The organism is Streptomyces sp. NPDC058646 (genome assembly GCF_042716875.1).
In the GTDB taxonomy this organism is placed as follows: Bacteria; Actinomycetota; Actinomycetes; order Streptomycetales; family Streptomycetaceae; genus Streptomyces.
Genome location: NZ_JBHXRK010000008.1, coordinates 153,702 through 169,739 on the forward strand (window position 1 = coordinate 153,702; position 16,038 = coordinate 169,739).

The 16,038-nt window shown below is 74.8% G+C and carries 13 protein-coding genes; 8 read left to right on the forward strand and 5 right to left on the reverse strand.

The window, feature by feature from the left end:
- Window positions 1–34 precede the first annotated feature (34 nt).
- Window positions 35–2,179 (forward strand): FUSC family protein, encoded by a 2,145-nt coding sequence (locus ACFWUZ_RS12510; RefSeq protein WP_384371161.1) that lies wholly within the window; start codon window positions 35–37, stop codon window positions 2,177–2,179.
- Window positions 2,180–2,462: 283 nt separating this feature from the next.
- On the opposite strand, the gene ACFWUZ_RS12515 is transcribed toward ACFWUZ_RS12510, so the two are convergent.
- From ACFWUZ_RS12515 to ACFWUZ_RS12530, 4 genes are all read right to left on the reverse strand, one after another.
- Window positions 2,463–2,819 carry a VOC family protein gene (locus tag ACFWUZ_RS12515; RefSeq protein ID WP_384371163.1) on the reverse strand — a complete coding sequence of 119 codons (357 nt, stop codon included), beginning with the start codon at window positions 2,817–2,819 and terminating at the stop codon, window positions 2,463–2,465.
- Between the two features lie 119 nt (window positions 2,820–2,938).
- A complete protein-coding gene (locus tag ACFWUZ_RS12520; RefSeq protein ID WP_384371165.1) occupies window positions 2,939–4,675 on the reverse strand; it encodes an acyl-CoA dehydrogenase family protein in 1,737 nt (578 codons plus the stop codon).
- A gap of 190 nt (window positions 4,676–4,865) precedes the next feature.
- Window positions 4,866–5,420, reverse strand: a complete 555-nt coding sequence (locus tag ACFWUZ_RS12525) for a PadR family transcriptional regulator (RefSeq protein WP_384371167.1) — start codon at window positions 5,418–5,420, stop codon at window positions 4,866–4,868.
- Window positions 5,421–5,709: 289 nt separating this feature from the next.
- Window positions 5,710–6,666, reverse strand: a complete 957-nt coding sequence (locus ACFWUZ_RS12530) for a glycosyltransferase family 2 protein (protein WP_384371169.1) — start codon at window positions 6,664–6,666, stop codon at window positions 5,710–5,712.
- Between the two features lie 182 nt (window positions 6,667–6,848).
- On the opposite strand from ACFWUZ_RS12530, the gene ACFWUZ_RS12535 reads away from it, so the two are divergent.
- Genes ACFWUZ_RS12535 through ACFWUZ_RS12545 form a run of 3 tightly spaced genes read left to right on the forward strand, consistent with a single transcriptional unit; the run spans window position 6,849 to window position 10,539 of the window.
- Entirely contained in the window at window positions 6,849–8,249 is a 1,401-nt protein-coding gene (locus tag ACFWUZ_RS12535) for an MFS transporter (protein WP_384371171.1), read from the forward strand.
- A gap of 35 nt (window positions 8,250–8,284) precedes the next feature.
- Window positions 8,285–9,019, forward strand: a complete 735-nt coding sequence (locus ACFWUZ_RS12540) for a response regulator transcription factor (RefSeq protein ID WP_384371173.1) — start codon at window positions 8,285–8,287, stop codon at window positions 9,017–9,019.
- Between the two features lie 23 nt (window positions 9,020–9,042).
- The gene (locus ACFWUZ_RS12545; protein WP_384371356.1) at window positions 9,043–10,539 is read left to right on the forward strand and encodes an ATP-binding protein; all 1,497 of its coding nucleotides are present in this window, start codon (window positions 9,043–9,045) and stop codon (window positions 10,537–10,539) included.
- A gap of 4 nt (window positions 10,540–10,543) precedes the next feature.
- On the opposite strand, the gene ACFWUZ_RS12550 is transcribed toward ACFWUZ_RS12545, so the two are convergent.
- Entirely contained in the window at window positions 10,544–11,557 is a 1,014-nt protein-coding gene (locus tag ACFWUZ_RS12550; RefSeq protein WP_384371175.1) for a TAXI family TRAP transporter solute-binding subunit, read from the reverse strand.
- A 312-nt stretch (window positions 11,558–11,869) separates the two neighbouring features.
- On the opposite strand from ACFWUZ_RS12550, the gene ACFWUZ_RS12555 reads away from it, so the two are divergent.
- From ACFWUZ_RS12555 to ACFWUZ_RS12570, 4 genes are all read left to right on the forward strand, one after another.
- Complete coding sequence (locus ACFWUZ_RS12555) at window positions 11,870–12,523, forward strand: fasciclin domain-containing protein (protein ID WP_384371177.1); 654 nt, start codon at window positions 11,870–11,872, stop codon at window positions 12,521–12,523.
- Between the two features lie 127 nt (window positions 12,524–12,650).
- Window positions 12,651–13,913 (forward strand): NAD(P)/FAD-dependent oxidoreductase, encoded by a 1,263-nt coding sequence (locus tag ACFWUZ_RS12560; RefSeq protein ID WP_384371179.1) that lies wholly within the window; start codon window positions 12,651–12,653, stop codon window positions 13,911–13,913.
- Window positions 13,914–14,014: 101 nt separating this feature from the next.
- Window positions 14,015–14,716: a DUF1365 domain-containing protein gene (locus ACFWUZ_RS12565; protein WP_384371180.1), complete on the forward strand. Its 702-nt coding sequence runs from the start codon at window positions 14,015–14,017 to the stop codon at window positions 14,714–14,716.
- Window positions 14,713–16,035 carry a class I SAM-dependent methyltransferase gene (locus tag ACFWUZ_RS12570; protein ID WP_384371182.1) on the forward strand — a complete coding sequence of 441 codons (1,323 nt, stop codon included), beginning with the start codon at window positions 14,713–14,715 and terminating at the stop codon, window positions 16,033–16,035. Before ACFWUZ_RS12565 ends, ACFWUZ_RS12570 begins: the two co-directional genes overlap by 4 nt.
- The last annotated feature ends 3 nt before the right edge of the window (window positions 16,036–16,038 follow it).

The window sequence follows — 16,038 nt, forward strand, 5'->3', positions numbered from 1 at the left end:
GTGGGTTCCCGTGAACGGTCCGATCATGGGAGGCATGGGCGCCGGACAGGACGGCGGAGCCGGCCGCGGCCCGACGGTCGCGGCCCGGCGTGCGCTGCGCACCACAGTGGCCGCGTGCGCCGGGTTCTTCGTCTGCCTGTACGGGCTGGACCGGCCGGTGGCGGCCACGTACGCCCTGTTCGCGGCGGTCTCCATGGCCGCCCTCTCCCACGTCCCCGGCACCGGACCGCAGCGGGCGGCCGTGATCCTGAGGACGACGCCCGCCGTCTGGGCCCTGCTGACGGCCGGCACCTACCTCGCCGTGCGGACCTGGAGCGCCGTGGCGGGCACGCTGCTGATCGGCTTCCTGCTGGCCTTCGTCGCGGCGGCCGGGCCGCGCGTGGCGGGCGCGGCTCCGGGCCTGCAACTCATGTACATCCTGCCGTGCTTCCCGCCCTACGCACCCGACAGCATCGGGGAGCGCCTCGCGGGAGCCACCCTCGGGCTGGTGCTCCTGATCCTTGCCGAGAGGTTCCTGCTGCCCGAGCGGCCCGGCACCTCCTACCGGCAGCTGGCCTCCGGGGCCGCCGACACCGCCGCCCGCTGTGCGGCCGAGCTGAGCCGGGCGCCGTACACGCTGTCCGCCGCCTCGTCGTCGGCCGCCAAGGCGGCCGGCGAAGCGCTGCGGCCCTTCCGGGTCGACGAAGCGGAACGTCCCGCCGGGCCGGGCCTGCGGGACCGCGCGCTCGCCCACGCGGGCCTGACCGCCCGCACGCTCCTCGCCCGCCTGATGATCCTTCCCCCGGCGCCCCCGGGCCGCCCGCCGCCGGAGCAGGGGCCGGCGGTGCTGCCGGAGGTCAGCGCGGCGGCCGCCCAGGCTTCGGTCCTGCTCGCCGGTGTCCGTCCCGCGTCCGGAGCGAGCGACGCGGCCGCCGCCCTGCGGCGCGTACGGGAGGAGGTCGTGGCGGCGGACGGGCATCCCTCGACCGCCGCATGGGGGCGCCGTCGGGCGGCGCTGCTGGAACTGGCGGACGCCGCCCTGGCCTTCTCCACCGCGGCGGCAATGGCCGTGCGCGGCCGGAGCGCGGCGCCCTCGGCCGGGGCCGATCCCGGCCGGTTCTGGTACGCCGGGCAGCGTGCCCCGCGCCTGTGGTGGCACCGGCTGGCAGCGCACGCGGGGCCGCGCTCGGTGCACTTCCAGAACGCCGTCCGGATCAGCCTCGCGCTCGCGGCGGCCCGCACGATCGCGGGCGTGGAATCACTGCCGCACGGGTTCTGGGCGATGCTGGCCGTCCTGTCCCTCACCCGCACCACGGCCTCCCAGACCCGGGTGAGCGTCCGCCAGGCCCTGACCGGCACCCTGGTCGGTGCCCTGGTCGCCGCGGTCGTCCTCGCGCTGGTCGGCGGGCGCACCACCGTCTACGCCGTGGCGCTGCCGGTCGTCATGCTCGTCGCGTTCCGGGTGGGTCCTGTGCGGGGCGTGGGCTGGGCTCAGGGCATGTTCACCGTGGTGGTGTCCTTCGCGTTCGCGCAGCTGGCCCCGGTGACGTGGCGGCTGGCCGAGGTGAGGGTGATGGACGTGGCCATCGGCAGCATGATCGGTGTCGTGTTCGGGCTGCTCGCCTGGCCGCGGGGCGCGCACGAGGAGTTGCACCGGGCGGTCTCCCTGATGTTGACGCGGGCCGCCGGGACGGTCGGGAGCACGACGGACGCGGTGGCGTCGGGCGGACCGGGGAGTGCGCCCGACGACCGGCCGCTCCAGCACGCGCTGTCGCTGGCGGAGTCCGCGTTCGCGCAGTCCCTGAGCGAGCCCCGGGCGCCCGCCGTCGCCGGGTCGGACTGGCAGGCTGCCCTCATGACGGGCCACCACGCCCTGTGGGGGTCGCGTCGGCTGCTCGGCCGGGGAGGTCCGGCCCCCAGGGAGCAGGACGGGGCGTGGCTACGGGCCCGCGGGGCCGGGGTGGCCGCCCGGTTGCGGGAGCAGGCGCGGAGGGCGCAGCACGCGCAGCCGGCGGAGCCGGGGCAGCGGCCGGAGGGGGACGGCGGGGCGGACCGGCCGGTCCGGGCCGAGGGGGTGCCGGCGGTCGGCTCGCCGCGGTTCTTCGCCGCCGTGGCCTGGCTCGACTCGCTCACCGCAGACGTCGAGCGGATGTCCGCCCCCGGTCCCCCGGTGCCCGGCCCGGCGCTGAAGGGGTCATGAGGACCTTGCCCCGGGTCCGGCCCGCGACGCTCGGGGAAGCGCGATCCGCCCGCCCGGCCGCACGGGCGGCACAGGCGCCGCGGCGTCCGGCGGGCCCGGCGCCACCAGGCCGAGCAGGAGTCCGCCGGACCGCCGGGGGCTTGCCGAGCCGCCGGCCCGTGCAGTCGCGCCGGTCGGCCACGTCTGCGGGTCCGCCGTCGCCGGCGCCTTCGGGCGCCCGCAAGGAACGCCGCCCGGGGCGTACCGCGGCAGGGCTGCTACCGGAAAGGGGCCTTCCCGCCGCTCAGTGGCGGCGCGAGGACAGGACGCAGAACTCGTTGCCCTCGGGGTCGGCGAGGACGACCCAGGTCACCTCGTCACCCTGCCCGACGTCGGCGCGGCGGGCGCCGAGCGCCAGCAGGCGCTCGACCTCCGCCGCCTGGTCGTCGGGACGGAAGTCGAGGTGGAGGCGGTTCTTGACCGTCCTGGGGTCCGGTACGCGTACGAAGAGCAGTCCCGGGAGCCGTTCGGGCCCGGGCCTGATCTCGTACTCCTCCGGCGAGTCGTCCACGGCGGACCACCCCAGGGCCTCGGCCCACCACCGGCCGAGCGCGGCCGGGTCCCGGGCGTCCACGACGGTCTGCTCCCACTCCAGCGTCATGCGCCGAGCCTACGTCGCCGCGCGGCCGCCCCGGGTGCCCCGCGCCGGGGCCACGGGGCGCGGGGCAGCCGGGGCGGGTGCTCGCTGCCGGCCGGGGCCGGTATGCGTCACCGAGGGGCTCAGGGAGCCATCTCGTACGCGCCGGCCAGCGCCTCCACGCGCGCCCACACACGGGCCGAGCGGTCGGCGTCGACGACCGGGCGGCGGACCGCGCCCAACGCCCAGGCCTGCTGGTCCGCGGTGGCGGAGTCCTTGCCGTACAGCTCGACCGCGTGGGCGGAGAAGTCGCGTACGAGCACGCTGAACAGCTCGTCCAGGACGTCCTCGTCCAGACCCGACAGGCGGGCCTGCTCGAGGATCAGCTGGCCGTGCACCACCAGGGCGAAGAGCTGGCCCACGGACAGGAGGAGGTCGAGGTCGCGGCTCTGCTCCTCGTCGGGGGCGGCGGTCTCGACGAACTGGCAGAGGGCATCGGCCTGCTCGCGGAAGCGGCTGACGTTCGGTACGCCGGCGTACGCGTCGTAGGCGGGGCGCCAGTCGTGGAAGCGTACGGAGCCCAGGCCGCGGGCCGGGCCCTGCTGGAACAGGAAGGCGTCGTCGGCCGCGTCGAGCCGGGTCGGCACGGGCGCGTACTCGGCGGGGGCCAGCAGGTGGTTGCGCATGAACTTGAGGATCAGGGCGAGGTTGACGTGGACCGTGCCCTCCAGCTTCGGCAGGCCGCGGATCTCGACGGCCGCCTGGGCGAAGTAGGTGTCCTTCTCGAAGCCCTTGGCCGCGATGACGTCCCACATCAGGTCGATGACCTTCTCGCCCTCCGTGGTCACCTTCATCTTCGTCATCGGGTTGAAGAGGAGGTAGCGGCGGTCGTCGGGGCCGGCGGAGCGGAAGTAGTCGACGGCGCGGTCGCTGAACAGCTTCATGCCGACGAGGCGGACGTAGGCGTCGGCCAGTTCGCGGCGCACGTGCGGGAAGGCGGTGACGGGGCGGCCGTAGAGGATGCGGCCCTGCGCGTGGGTGACGGCCTCGTACATCGCGTGCTCGCAGATGCCGATGGAGGCGGTGCACAGGTTGAACTTGCCGACGTTCACGGTGTTCAGGGCGGCGTCGAAAGCGGCCCGGCCGGTGTGCAGCACGTCCTCGGCGCGGACGGGGTAGTCCTCGAGGCGGAACTCGCTGACGTACTTCGAGGAGTCGACGACGTTCTTCACGAGGTGGTACGCGGGGTGGCGGCTGTCGGCGGCGAAGAAGACGTACCCGTCCGGGCCCTCCACGTCGGTGCGGCGGCCGAAGACGGAGACGAGGCCGGCGGCGTTGCCGTTGCCGATGTAGTACTTGGAGCCGGTGGCCCGGAAGCCGCCGGCACCCCCGGCGTCGGTGTACGGCTCCAGCAGCATGTCGGTCGAGTAGATGTCCGCGCCGTGGGTCTTCTCGGAGAGCCCGAACGCGAACACCTCGCCCTCGGAGAGGAGTTCGGCGGCGCGGCTGCGGGCGGCGGCGTTGTCGCTCTGCCAGACCGGGCCGAGGCCGAGGATGGTGACCTGCCAGGCGTACCAGTAGTCCAGGCCGTAGAAGCCGAAGATCTCGTTCAGGGCGGCGATCCGTGCGGTGTCCCACCGCTTGTCCGGCTCGTCTTCACCGGCGGCGGGGGCCGGGGTCAGGAACGTCGCGAAGAGTCCCTCCTTCGCGGAGAAGGCGAGGAAGTCCGCCAGCCAGGCACGGGTGCGGTAGTCCTCGATCAGCCTGCGCTTGCCGCGCTCCTCGAACCAGTCGACGGTGGCGCGCAGCAGCCTGCGGGTCTCGGGGTCGAAGTGCGCGGGGTCGTAGGTGCGCGGGTTGAACAGCAGCGGGTCGGACATGAGGGGTCGCCTTTCGGATCGGGATCAGGGGCGGGAGGTCGGCGGCGGGAGGTCGGCGGCGGGAGGTCGGCGGCGGGGCGGCGGAGCCGGGAACGGCCGGCCCGGGGAGGGATGCCGACTCGGCGGGAGCGGACGGATCCGCGGGGCGGGCCCGCGGCACCGTCCGCGGAGCCTCGCCGGGCCGGGGAGGTCAGCGCTCGGCGAGCCGGTGGAGCGTGTCCAGGACGTCCTGGAGCCAGGCGAGCTGCATCCGCTCGTAAGCGATGCCGCCGCGGAGCACCACGTGCTGGAGCTCCTGCCCGGCGTCGCCCGCCACCGGGGCGTCCGGGCCGGTGAAGTCGCGCAGCTCCCCCGCGAGGTAGTGGGTGAGGCGGTCGGCGTGCGCCCGGTGGTGCCGCTCGACCTCGCGGATCAGCGCGGCCGGGTCGTCGTAGGCCGCGCCGCGGATCTTCACGGCGAGCTCGTGCCGGACGCTGTCGGGCTGGATCGGCTCGTGGAGCCAGGCGGAGAGGGCGGACCTGCCCGCCGCGGCGACGGAGTACTCCTTCTTGTCCGGCCTCGCCTGCTGCGCCACTTCGAGGACGTCGACCCAGCCGTCGCCCTCCATGCGCTTGAGCACGCGGTAGATCTGCTGGTGGGTGGCGGTCCAGAAGTATCCGATGGAGCGGTCGAACCGACGCGCCAGCTCGTAGCCGGAGCCCGGCTTCTCCAGGAGGGAGACGAGGATCGCGTGCTCAAGTGCCATGACCCGATCCTTCTATGCAACTCGTTGCATAGACAAGCGCCTCCGCACGGGTGAGACACGGCTCACGCGCGGCAGCCGTACGTCCCGGGGCGCGGCCGGGCGGCGGACCCGCCCTTCTGCGCTGGTGACAGGGCGCGGCGCGTCCCCGGGACACGGGCGTCACCGCGGGCAGCCGGGAGGTCGTCCTCCCTGCATCACCATGCCCCCGTTTCCGCCGCGGCAGTCCCTGCCGGGGCATGCCGGGCGCGGGTGTGCCGCGAAGGCGCGGGCGGCGGGTCCCCTGCGGACGTCAGTCCGGGCCGTCCGCGGCCGCCAGGATGTCCGCGGCCAGATCGGCACGGCCCTCCCGCTCCATCGTGAGGGCCAGGCGGCGCCGGAACCCCGACAGCAGCGGCCCGGCGTCTGCGGGCTCGATCGCTCCGCGGCGCAGGGCGATGGCGAGTGCCTGCCGGAACCCGTCGGTGTCGACCTCCGTCTTGCGCCGGTAGTAGTCGGGCCCGATCCGCGCCCGGTCGGAGGAACCCGCCGCGCCCTGCGGGATCCGGTACCGGGCCGGAATCGCCGGCTCGTACTTGAACGAGGTCCCGCCCGCCGCCATCCGCAGCCACGCGTGCGCGTCCTCCGAGCCCCGCACCTCCGGGAAGGGGTGCGCGACGGCGAGGGCGGTACGGACCGCGACCGTGGAGGTCAGTGAGGTGTAACCGGTTTCCGCACCGATCCGGATCCATGCGTTCGGCCCTTCGACCGGCCGTTCGTGCGAGTCGAGGACCTCCCGAACCGAGGGCGTCAGCCGCTCCCTGGGGACGGGCAGGCCGTTCTCGTCGATGACGCGGAACGTCGAGTAGACGAAGTCCACTTCCGGGTGCTCGGCGAAGATCCGGCGGGTCCGTTCGAGCCGCCGCGGGTGGGCGAGGTCGTCCGCGTCGAGGAAGAGGACGAACGGCGCACCCCGGGCCGCCGCCCAGCGGACCCCCACGTTGCGGCAGAAGCCCTGCCCCCGGTTGACGTCCTGCTGCAGCACGACGACCCGCTCCGGGTCGGCCACGTGGAGGGCCCTGACCCTCTCGCGGTCCCGGCGGTGCGGTGAGCCGTCGTCGACCACGACCAGCTGCCAGAAGGGGTCCGTCTGCTCCCGCAGGCTCGCGACGGCCTGGCGGAGGTGGTCGTGGTCCGCGGTGCCGGAACCGTCGCCGAAGTGCGGCATGACGAAGGCGGGGGTCCCGGCCGGGGCGTGGTCGCGGTGCATGGCCTGCGGTCCTTCCGGAAGGCGGTGGGCGGCGGCCGTCGGCGCCGTCCCTTCCGCCGGTGAGCCGGGCTTTCTTAGCGGAATGTTAGATCTGTGTGCCGGTCCTTGTTAGGCGGTGGCGGCGCTTGCATGCTCTGGGCACTTCTCCTTCCCCCCGTCCGGGACTTGCGTCAGGAGCCGCCATGTCTTCGTCCGCCGCCGTGCCCGCACCACCGACCGTGGACGAGCGCCGGAAACGCCGTACCGCCCTGATCGGCGGATCCCTCGGCAACCTCGTCGAGTGGTACGACTGGTTCGTCTACGCCAGCTTCGCGATCTACTTCGCCGACTCCTTCTTCCCCGGCGACAATCCGACCACCCAGCTGATGAACACCGCCGGGATCTTCGCGGTCGGCTTCCTGATGCGCCCCGTCGGCGGCTGGATCCTCGGACGCGCCGCCGACCGGCACGGACGCAAGAGCGCGCTCACCCTCACCGTCACCATGATGTCGGTGGCCGCCCTGCTGATCGCCGTCGCGCCGACCTACGGCCAGGCCGGCTACTTCGGCGCGCTGGTCCTGCTGCTCGCGCGTCTGCTCCAGGGGATGAGCATCGGCGGCGAGTACGCGGCAAGCGCCACCTACCTCACCGAGGTGTCGGCCCGCAACCGGCGGGGCCTGGGCTCGTCGTTCCAGTACGTGTCGATGACCTGTGGCCAGCTGCTCGGCCTCGGCATCCTGATCACGCTGCAGCACACCCTCACCACGGCCCAGCTGGAGAGCTGGGGCTGGCGGATCCCGTTCCTCCTCGGTGCGCTGTTCGCAGTGGTCGTCTTCTGGCTGCGCAGGAGGCTCCAGGAGACGGACGCCTTCAAGGAGGAGCCGTCACAGGGGGACGCCCGTGACGACGACAGCGCGCGCGGGTCGCTGAAGGCCCTGTGGGAGCACCGGCGGCAGGCAGGCCTGGTCATGGCGCTCACCCTGGGCGGCACCGTCGCGTACTACACGTACACCACGTACCTCACCAAGTACCTGGTCGGCAGCGCGGGGATGGAGAAGACGACCGCCACCCTGGTCAGCTTCACCGCCCTGGCCCTCTTCGCCGTGCTCCAGCCGTTCGCCGGGATGCTGTCCGACCGGATCGGGCGCCGCCCGCTGCTGATCACCTTCGCGGTGGGCTGCACGGTCGGGACGTACCCGATCATGACGGCGCTCGGGTCGGTGTCCTCGTACTGGTCCGCGCTGGGCCTGTCGCTGCTGGCCCTGGTGATCGTCACGGGTTACACCTCGATCAACGCGGCCGTGAAGGCGGAGCTGTTCCCGACGCGGGTGCGCGCCCTGGGTGTGGCGCTGCCGTACGCCGTCGCCAACGCCCTCTTCGGCGGCACGGCCGAGTACGTGGCCCTGTGGTTCAAGAGCAGCGGCCGCGAGTCGATGTTCTTCTGGTACGTCTCCGGGTGCGCGCTGGTCTCCCTGGTGACCTACGTGCTGATGCCGGACACCCGCAACGCCGCGCTCAGCCGTGCGGAGGCGGAGGCCGACGCCGAGGCCGCCGCGGCGGCGGCCGATGGCCGGGACCGTCCGGCGGCGGCTCCCGTAAGCTGAGCCGAACCGGTCAACAGGTCGCGAGGGAACTGTCCGTGCACGCGCTTCTCGTCGAGGACGACGACCGCATGGCCCAGGCCCTCGGCACGGCCCTGGCCCAGCACGGGCACACGGTCCGCAGGGTCGGCCGCGCCCTGGACGCCCTGCGGCACGTCCGCGAGGCCGACTTCGTCCTGCTCGACCTGGGTCTGCCCGACCTGGACGGGCTGGAGCTGCTGCGGCGGCTGCGCACCGTCTGCGACGCACCGCTGATCGTGGTGACCGCACGCTGCGAGGAGCGCGACATCGTGCAGGGGCTGCGGGCGGGCGCCGACGACTACGTCGTCAAACCGTTCCGGATGGCCGAGCTGATGGCCCGGATCGACACGGTACGCCGCCGGACGGGCCCCCGGACCGCCCCTGCGGGCGGCGGCCGGACCGGGGGCCCCGCCGACTCCGCCGGCTCCGCCCCGGACGCCGGGGCCGGCGCCGGCGGCGGGCGGCCGGTGCGCGCCGGGGACGTGGAGGTGGACGTGGCCGGGCGTACCGTCACGGTGGCGGGCGCCGAAGTGCGCCTCACACGGCGCGAGTTCGACGTACTCGCCTTCCTGGCCGCCCGGCCGGACCAGGTGCGGTCCCGGGAGGAGATCCTGGACCGGATCTGGGGTGACGCCTTCCTCGCCGCATCCCGGTCGCTGGACGTGCACGTCGCGGGCATCCGCGCCAAGACCGGGCGCTCCGGCCTGGTGCGCACCGTGCACGGGTTCGGCTACCAGCTCGGGCAGCCGTGAGGCGCAGGCTCCTGGCGGTGCTGATGGTGCTCGTGGGGACCGCGGCGCTGCTGCTCTCGCTCCCCCTCGCCGACGCCTACGCGCGGGGCCGGACCGAGCACCTGCTCCTGCAACGGCGTTCGGAGGCCGTGCGGTTCGCCGACCTCGCCGACCGGATGCGCACCGATGCCGACCGGATGGAGCTGTCCGCGGAGATCGGCCGGTACGCCCAGCTGTACGGGGCCTCGGTGGCGGTGGTCGACACGGCGGGGGCGACCGTCGCGCACTCCGGAGCAGCTGCGAGCGGGGCGGCTCCCGCCGGGGCAGCTTCCTCCGGGGACGCCCGCGCCGAGGAGGCCCGCGCCGGCTCCCGCGCCGAGGTGGCGGACGCACGGCGCCGCGCCCTGACGGGGCGCTCCACCGACCGGCTGCCCACCGTTCGCCCCTGGAGCCCGGACACCGTCGTGATCGCCGAGCCGGTGGGCCGCGACGAACGGGTCAGCGGAGCGGTGCTGCTGACCGTGCCCACCGCTGCCGCGCGCCGGGACGTGACCGTCCGCTGGTCGCTCATCGCGGCCGGGGCCGCGGGCGCCTTCACGGCGGCCGCGCTGGTGGCGGCCGGAGTCACCCGCTGGCTGATGCGCCCGGTCCTCGATCTCGACCGGGCGGTGGAGCGGCTGACCGCGGGCAGCCTCCAGGCACGGGCCGTCTCCGACACCGGGCCGCCCGAACTGCGCAACCTCCGGCAGCACTTCAACGCGATGGCCCAGGCCATGGCCGATTCCATCGGCCGTCAGCGCGACTTCGTCGCCGACGCCTCCCACCAGCTGCGCAATCCGCTGGCCACCCTGGTGCTGCGGCTGGACAACGTGGAACCGCACATCGCACCAGGGCCCGGGCGGGCCGAGCACGCCCACGCCCTGGAGGAGGCGGAGCGCCTGGAGGAGCTGCTGGACGGCCTGCTGGCGCTGGCCCGGGTGGAGTCCGGCACGGCGGAGCCGGTGGACCAGGACGTGTCCCGGGCGGTACGGGAGCGGGTGCGGGCCTGGTCCCCGGTCTTCGGCCACGCGGGGCTGGAACTGGCCGTCACGGGCCTCCCGGAAGGACTGCGGGCGCGTGCGCTGCCCGACGCGGCGGGCCGGGTCCTGGACGCACTCCTCGACAACGCCGTCAAGTTCGTCCCGCCCGGCGGCCGCATCGAGGTCGGCGCCGGCCGGAGAACGGACGGCGCCGGAACCCCGGCTCCCGCCGAGGACACCGAAGGCACCGCAGGCACCGCAGGCACCGGGGGCGCGGACCGCGCCGACGGGTTCGTCTTCGTACGGGTCTGCGACGACGGGCCGGGCGTCCCGCCGGACCAGCTCCCGCTGCTGCTGCGGCGTTTCGCGCGCTCGCCCGAGCACCAGAACGTGCCCGGCAGCGGACTGGGCCTGGCCATCGCCGACGAGATCGCCCGGATCAGCGGCGGCCTGCTGCTGGTCGCCGGGAACGCCCCGCACGGCCTGGCGGTGGAACTGCGGCTGCCGTGTCCCCCCGCGTGAGCGCTCAGCCGTACACGGAACGGTAGTACGCCACCGCCCCCGGGTGCAGCGGCACTGCTCCGGTCGAGATGGCGAACCGCGGCTCCAGCCGCGCCCCCGCCGTCACCTCCCGGAGCAGGTCGCTCCACCGGTCGAAGACCACCTGGAGCAGGTCGGACACGCCGCTGCGCGCCACGTCCGCGCGGGCCAGGAGGTAGTTGCCGACCCCGACGGTCCCCACCGGCTCCGTCAGCCCGTACGCCCCGGCCGGCAGCGTGACCGTCGTGTAGACGGGACCGTGGCGTTCGCGCAGCGCGGCCACGTACCCGTCCAGCGGGAGGAACCGCAGGGGCAGTGCGCGCGCCAGCTCCGACAGGGCGGGCGTGGGCACCCCGCCGGACCAGAACAGGGCGTCGACCGTGCCGCCGCGCAGCGCCCGCACCGATTCGGCCAGGCCCAGGCTGCGCTCGCGGACGGCTGCGGGGCCGTCGCTCAGTCCGGCCGACCGCAGGAGCCGCCCGGCCACCACCTGCACCCCCGACCCCGCAGCTCCTGCCGCGACGGGCCGGCCCGCGAGGGCTTCCACCGACCGCACCGGTCCGGCCTCCGGGACGAGGAGGTGCGTGTAGTTCACGTAGACCCGGGCCAGGGCCGTCACCGCGACCGGGCGGGGGAACGGCGCGCGCCCCAGCACCGCGTCCTCGGAGGCGTCCGCCATGGCCAGCGCCAGATCGACGGAGCCCTCCTCCAGCTGCCGGAGGTTGTCCACGCTCGCCGCGGTGCCCACCGGGACGATCTCCAGCCGGTCGCTCCCCGCGGCGACGGCCAGTGCCAGGGCTTTCCCGAACGCGTTGTACGGTCCGCCCTCCGGGCCCGTGGCGAGCCGCAGCCGCCGGACGGGGCCGGAGTCGCCCGAGCATCCGGGCAGGGCGGCCGCGACCGCACCGAGACCGGCGCCCAGCATCCGTCGGCGGCTCGGGGCGGCGTGCCGGAGGGCCGGCGGCGCGGTCCCGTCGCAGCTGCTGTCCTGGGTGGGCACGTCGCGTCTCCTCGGGCCCGCCGACGGGAACGGGCGAGGGCGACCTTACGTCACCACCCGGCCCGGGACGGGAGGGTCGCACCACAGCAGCCTCCCGCAATCCCTTCGCGGGACGGGGCAATCCGCCGGACCCGGGGCTCCGAAGACAGGGTGTGAGCATCCTCCGCACGACTGGCCGGCGGCCCCGGACCGGGCCCGCCCGCCGTCGGCGGGGCCGCTGCCCCCTGCCCCGCAGCTGACCGACCGCTGACCGGCTGCCCGGCAGGCCACCTCTGTCCGCCGAACCCGCGAAGATCACAGGAGACCCGCATCATGGCCAGCACCCCGCGCATCCGACGTACCGCCCTCGCCGTCGCCGCCGCCGTCGTCCTGCCCTTCTCCCTCGCCGCCTGCTCCGACTCCGGAACCGACTCCGCGGCGGGACCGGGCGCGGAGCGGAACGCAGGCGCCGCCGCCTCCCAGCCCGCGCTCCCCGACGCCTCGACGACCGCGGACCGGCCCTTCGGCCCGGCCTGCGCCGGTGTTCCCGCCGAGGGCGCCGGATCCTTCGAGGGCATGGCCCAGGACCCGGTCGCCACCGCGGCCTCCAACAATCCGGCGCTGTCCACGCTGGTCACCGCGGTCAAGAAGGCGGGTCTGGTCGACACCCTCAACAACGCCAAGGAGATCACCGTCTTCGCGCCGACGAACGACGCCTTCGCGAAGATCCCGAAGGCCGACCTGGACAAGGTCCTCGCCGACAAGGCCACCCTGACCAAGATCCTCACCTACCACGTGGTCGGGCAGCGGCTCACGCCGAAGCAGCTGGCGAACGGCTCCTTCGACACCCTGGAGCAGAGCAGGCTCACCACCAGTGGCTCGGGCACGTCCTACAAGGTCGGCGCCACCTCGAACGTCGTCTGCGGCAACGTCAGGACCGCCAACGCCAACGTCTACATCGTCGACACCGTCCTGATGCCGAAGTAGCGGCCCCGGTGCGCGGGCAGCGGATTTCCGTACGGATCCGCCGCCCGCCCATCCGAATCCGCCCCGGGCGGCGAAGTACAGATGAGAGGGCCGTCCTGCGGCCGCGGGACGAGGAAGCGGGTGAGCGGTGGTGGACCGGCGGAGAGTGGCCGTGGTGGGCGGCGGCGTGGCGGGCCTGACCGCCGCCTACGTGCTGAACCAGCGGTACGAGGTCGTCCTGTACGAGGCACAGGGACGGCTCGGCGGCCACGCCCATACGCACGGACTGCCCGGTGCCGGGGGCGGCACGGTGGGGGTGGACTCCGGGTTCATCGTGCACAACGAGCGCACCTATCCCCAGCTCCTGCGCCTGTTCCGCGAACTCGGCGTCGCCACCCAGGACTCCGAGATGAGCATGTCGGTGCGGTGCGACGGCTGCGGCCTCCAGTACGCCGGAGCGCGCGGCCCCGGCGGGCTGTTCACCGGGCGGGCCGCACTGCGCGGCCGGTACCTGCGGCTCCTCGCCGAGGTGCCGGTCTTTCACCGCCGCGCCCGCCGCTTCCTCGCCGCGGAGGGCGACGAGGGGTACACGCTGGGCCGGTTCCTGCGCGACGGGCGCTTCTCCGCGTACTTCGTGTCCCACTTCGTCGTGCCCCTGGTCTCGGCCGTCTGGTCCTGTCCTGCCCGCACGGCGCTGGAGTACCCCGCCCGTCACCTCTTCCGCTTCCTCTCCCACCACGGCCTGCTCTCGGTGACCGGTTCCCCGCGGTGGAAGACGGTGACCGGCGGCTCCGCCGCCTACGTCGCCCTGCTCGCCGGGCACATCGGCAGCCCGCGCACCTCCAGCCCCGTGACCGCGGTGGCCCGACGGCCCGGCGGGGTCCTGGTGACGACGGGGGACGGCGGGGCGCAGCCCTACGACGCCGTGGTCCTGGCGATCCACCCCGACCAGGCGCTGGGCCTGCTCGCGGACCCGAGCCAGGACGAGCGGCGCCTCCTGGAGGCCTTCAGGTCCTCCCGCAACCCGACGGTGCTGCACACGGACACCCGGCTGCTGCCGACGAAGCCGCGGGCCCGCGCCTCGTGGAACTACCACCTGCCGACCTGTGACACCCCGGCGGGCGGCGCCCAGGTCAGCTACGACATGAACCGCCTCCAGCGGCTGTCCGGTCCGCACCGCTACGTGGTCACCCTCAACGCGGGCGACCGGATCGCACCCGACCGGGTCCTGGCGCGCATGGTGTACGAACACCCCGTCTACACCCCCGACTCCGTCGCCTGCCGGCGCGAACTGCCGCTCCTGAACACGGCCGTGACGGCGTACGCGGGCGCCTGGCAGGGGTGGGGGTTCCACGAGGACGGCTGCCGGTCCGGTGTGGAGGCCGCCGCGGCGCTGGGGGTGCGGTGGTGACGCGCCCGCCGTCCTGCGCACGCCGGCCGCACGGGACGGCGGCCGGGCAGCCGGCCGCGCCGCCCGCCGGGTCCGACAGGGCGTACCTGTACGACTGCGTCGTGGCGCACGTGCGCACCGCCCCGGTGCGGTACGCGTTCCGGCACCGCACCTACATGTGGCTCGTCGACCTCGACGCGCTGCCCCGACTCCCGCGAGCCCTGCGCCCCCTCGCCCGTTTCGACGCCCGCGACCACTTCGGGGGCACGGCGCCCACCCTGCGGGCGGGCCTGGAGGCCTGGCTCGCCGCACACGGGATCCGCCCGGCCGGAGGGCGGGTGCTGATGCTGGCCCACGCCAGGGTGCTGGGGTACGTCTTCAACCCCCTCACCCTGTACTGGTGCCATGACCGGTCCGGCGCCCTGCGCTACGTGGTCGCCGAGGTGCACAACACCTACGGGCAGCGCCACGCGTACCTCCTGGAGACGGACGCGCGGGGCCGGGCCGAGACCGCGAAGGGCCTCTACGTGTCGCCCTTCTTCCCCGTCGACGGCCACTACCGGATGCGGCTGCCGGTCCCGGGCGAACGCCTCGACCTGGCCGTCCAGCTCGCCCGCGCCGGCGGACGCCCGTTCACCGCCACCGTGCGGGGCCGGCGCCGGGCCGCCACCCCGTCCGCGCTGCTCGGCGCCGCCCTGCGGCGGCCGTGGTCCACCGCGGCGGTCTGGGCGGGCATCCGCCGCCACGGCGTCCTGCTGTACCTGCGCGGGCTCCCCGTACAGCCCCGCACGACCCCCGACTCCCGGGAAGGCACCGGTCAGTGACCCTTCCCCTCCCTCCCACGACGGACGAGCACGGCCGCCCGGCCCGGCCGATACCGGCCCTCGCCGCGCACGCCGACGCCCGCGCCGCGCACGCCGACGCCCGCGCCGACGCAGGGGCGTGGCCCGACGTGGTCCGCCCGCCGCAGCCCCGCCCGGGACACACGCTGGCCGCACGGCTGCTCGTGGGCCGGGCCCTGTCCGTCCTGCCGCTGCGCGTACGGCTCGGCGAGGACCCGCCGGCCGGCAGCGGCCCGTCCCTGGACGTGCACCGGCCCGAGGCGTTCTTCCGCCGGATCGGCACGCACGGCCTGATCGGCTTCGGCGAGTCGTACATGGCCGGGGAGTGGGACAGCGACGACCTGCCCGGCCTGCTGACGGTCCTCGCCTCGCACGTCGACGAGTTGGTGCCCGCCCCCCTGCGGCGGCTGCGCGGGGCCTGGGCGCGGCGCCGGCCCCGGGCCCAGGACAACACCGTGGAAGGGGCGCGGGAGAACGTCCGGCGACACTACGACCTGTCCAACGACCTGTTCGCCACCTTCCTCGACGAGACCATGACGTACTCGTCGGCACTGTTCACGGCCCTTCCCGCCCGCCCCGGGGCGCTGCCGGCCGCGCAGCACCGCAAGATCGACCGCCTCCTCGACCTCGCCGGTGTCGGCCCCGGCACCCGTCTGCTGGAGATCGGCACCGGCTGGGGCGAACTCGCGCTGCGGGCCGCCGCCCGCGGGGCGGGGGTGGTGACCGTGACGCTCTCCGCCGAGCAGCAGGCCCTGGCGAGGCGGCGCGTCGCCGACGCCGGGTTCGCCGGCCGGGTGGACGTGCGGCTGTGCGACTACCGGGACGTGCGGGGCCGCTACGACGCCGTCGTCAGTGTGGAGATGATCGAGGCGGTCGGCGCGGCCTACTGGCCGGCGTACTTCCGGGCGCTGCGCGGCGCCCTCGCCCCGGGCGGGCGCGTCGCGCTCCAGGCCATCACCATGCCGCACGAGCGGATGCTGGCCACCGGCCGGACGCACACCTGGGTGAGCAAGTACGTCTTCCCCGGCGGCCTGATCCCCTCCCGGGAGGCCATCGCGCAGAACGCGGCGCGGGCGGGCCTGCGCACCGTCCGCGACGACGGCTACGCGGACCACTACGCCGAGACCCTGCGGCTGTGGCGCGAACGCTTCGCCGAGCGGTCGGGGACCGTGGCGGCGCTTGGGTTCGACCCGACCTTCCGGCGCATGTGGGAGCTCTACCTCGCCTACTCGGAGGCCGGCTTCCGTTCGCGGTACCTCGACGTGCGCCGGCTGCTGCTCGTGGAGGAGACCCGCCCATGAGGT

Excerpts from the sequence above, each read along its gene's own strand:
- ACFWUZ_RS12555 (WP_384371177.1), top strand. The coding sequence starts at position 11,870 with ATGGCCAGCACCCCGCGCATCCGACGTACCGCCCTCGCCGTCGCCGCC.
- ACFWUZ_RS12535 (WP_384371171.1), top strand. The coding sequence starts at position 6,849 with ATGTCTTCGTCCGCCGCCGTGCCCGCACCACCGACCGTGGACGAGCGC.
- ACFWUZ_RS12525 (WP_384371167.1), bottom strand. The coding sequence starts at position 5,420 with ATGGCACTTGAGCACGCGATCCTCGTCTCCCTCCTGGAGAAGCCGGGC.
- ACFWUZ_RS12515 (WP_384371163.1), bottom strand. The coding sequence starts at position 2,819 with ATGACGCTGGAGTGGGAGCAGACCGTCGTGGACGCCCGGGACCCGGCC.
- ACFWUZ_RS12510 (WP_384371161.1), top strand. The coding sequence starts at position 35 with ATGGGCGCCGGACAGGACGGCGGAGCCGGCCGCGGCCCGACGGTCGCG.
- ACFWUZ_RS12545 (WP_384371356.1), top strand. The coding sequence starts at position 9,043 with ATGGTGCTCGTGGGGACCGCGGCGCTGCTGCTCTCGCTCCCCCTCGCC.
- ACFWUZ_RS12530 (WP_384371169.1), bottom strand. The coding sequence starts at position 6,666 with ATGCACCGCGACCACGCCCCGGCCGGGACCCCCGCCTTCGTCATGCCG.
- ACFWUZ_RS12520 (WP_384371165.1), bottom strand. The coding sequence starts at position 4,675 with ATGTCCGACCCGCTGCTGTTCAACCCGCGCACCTACGACCCCGCGCAC.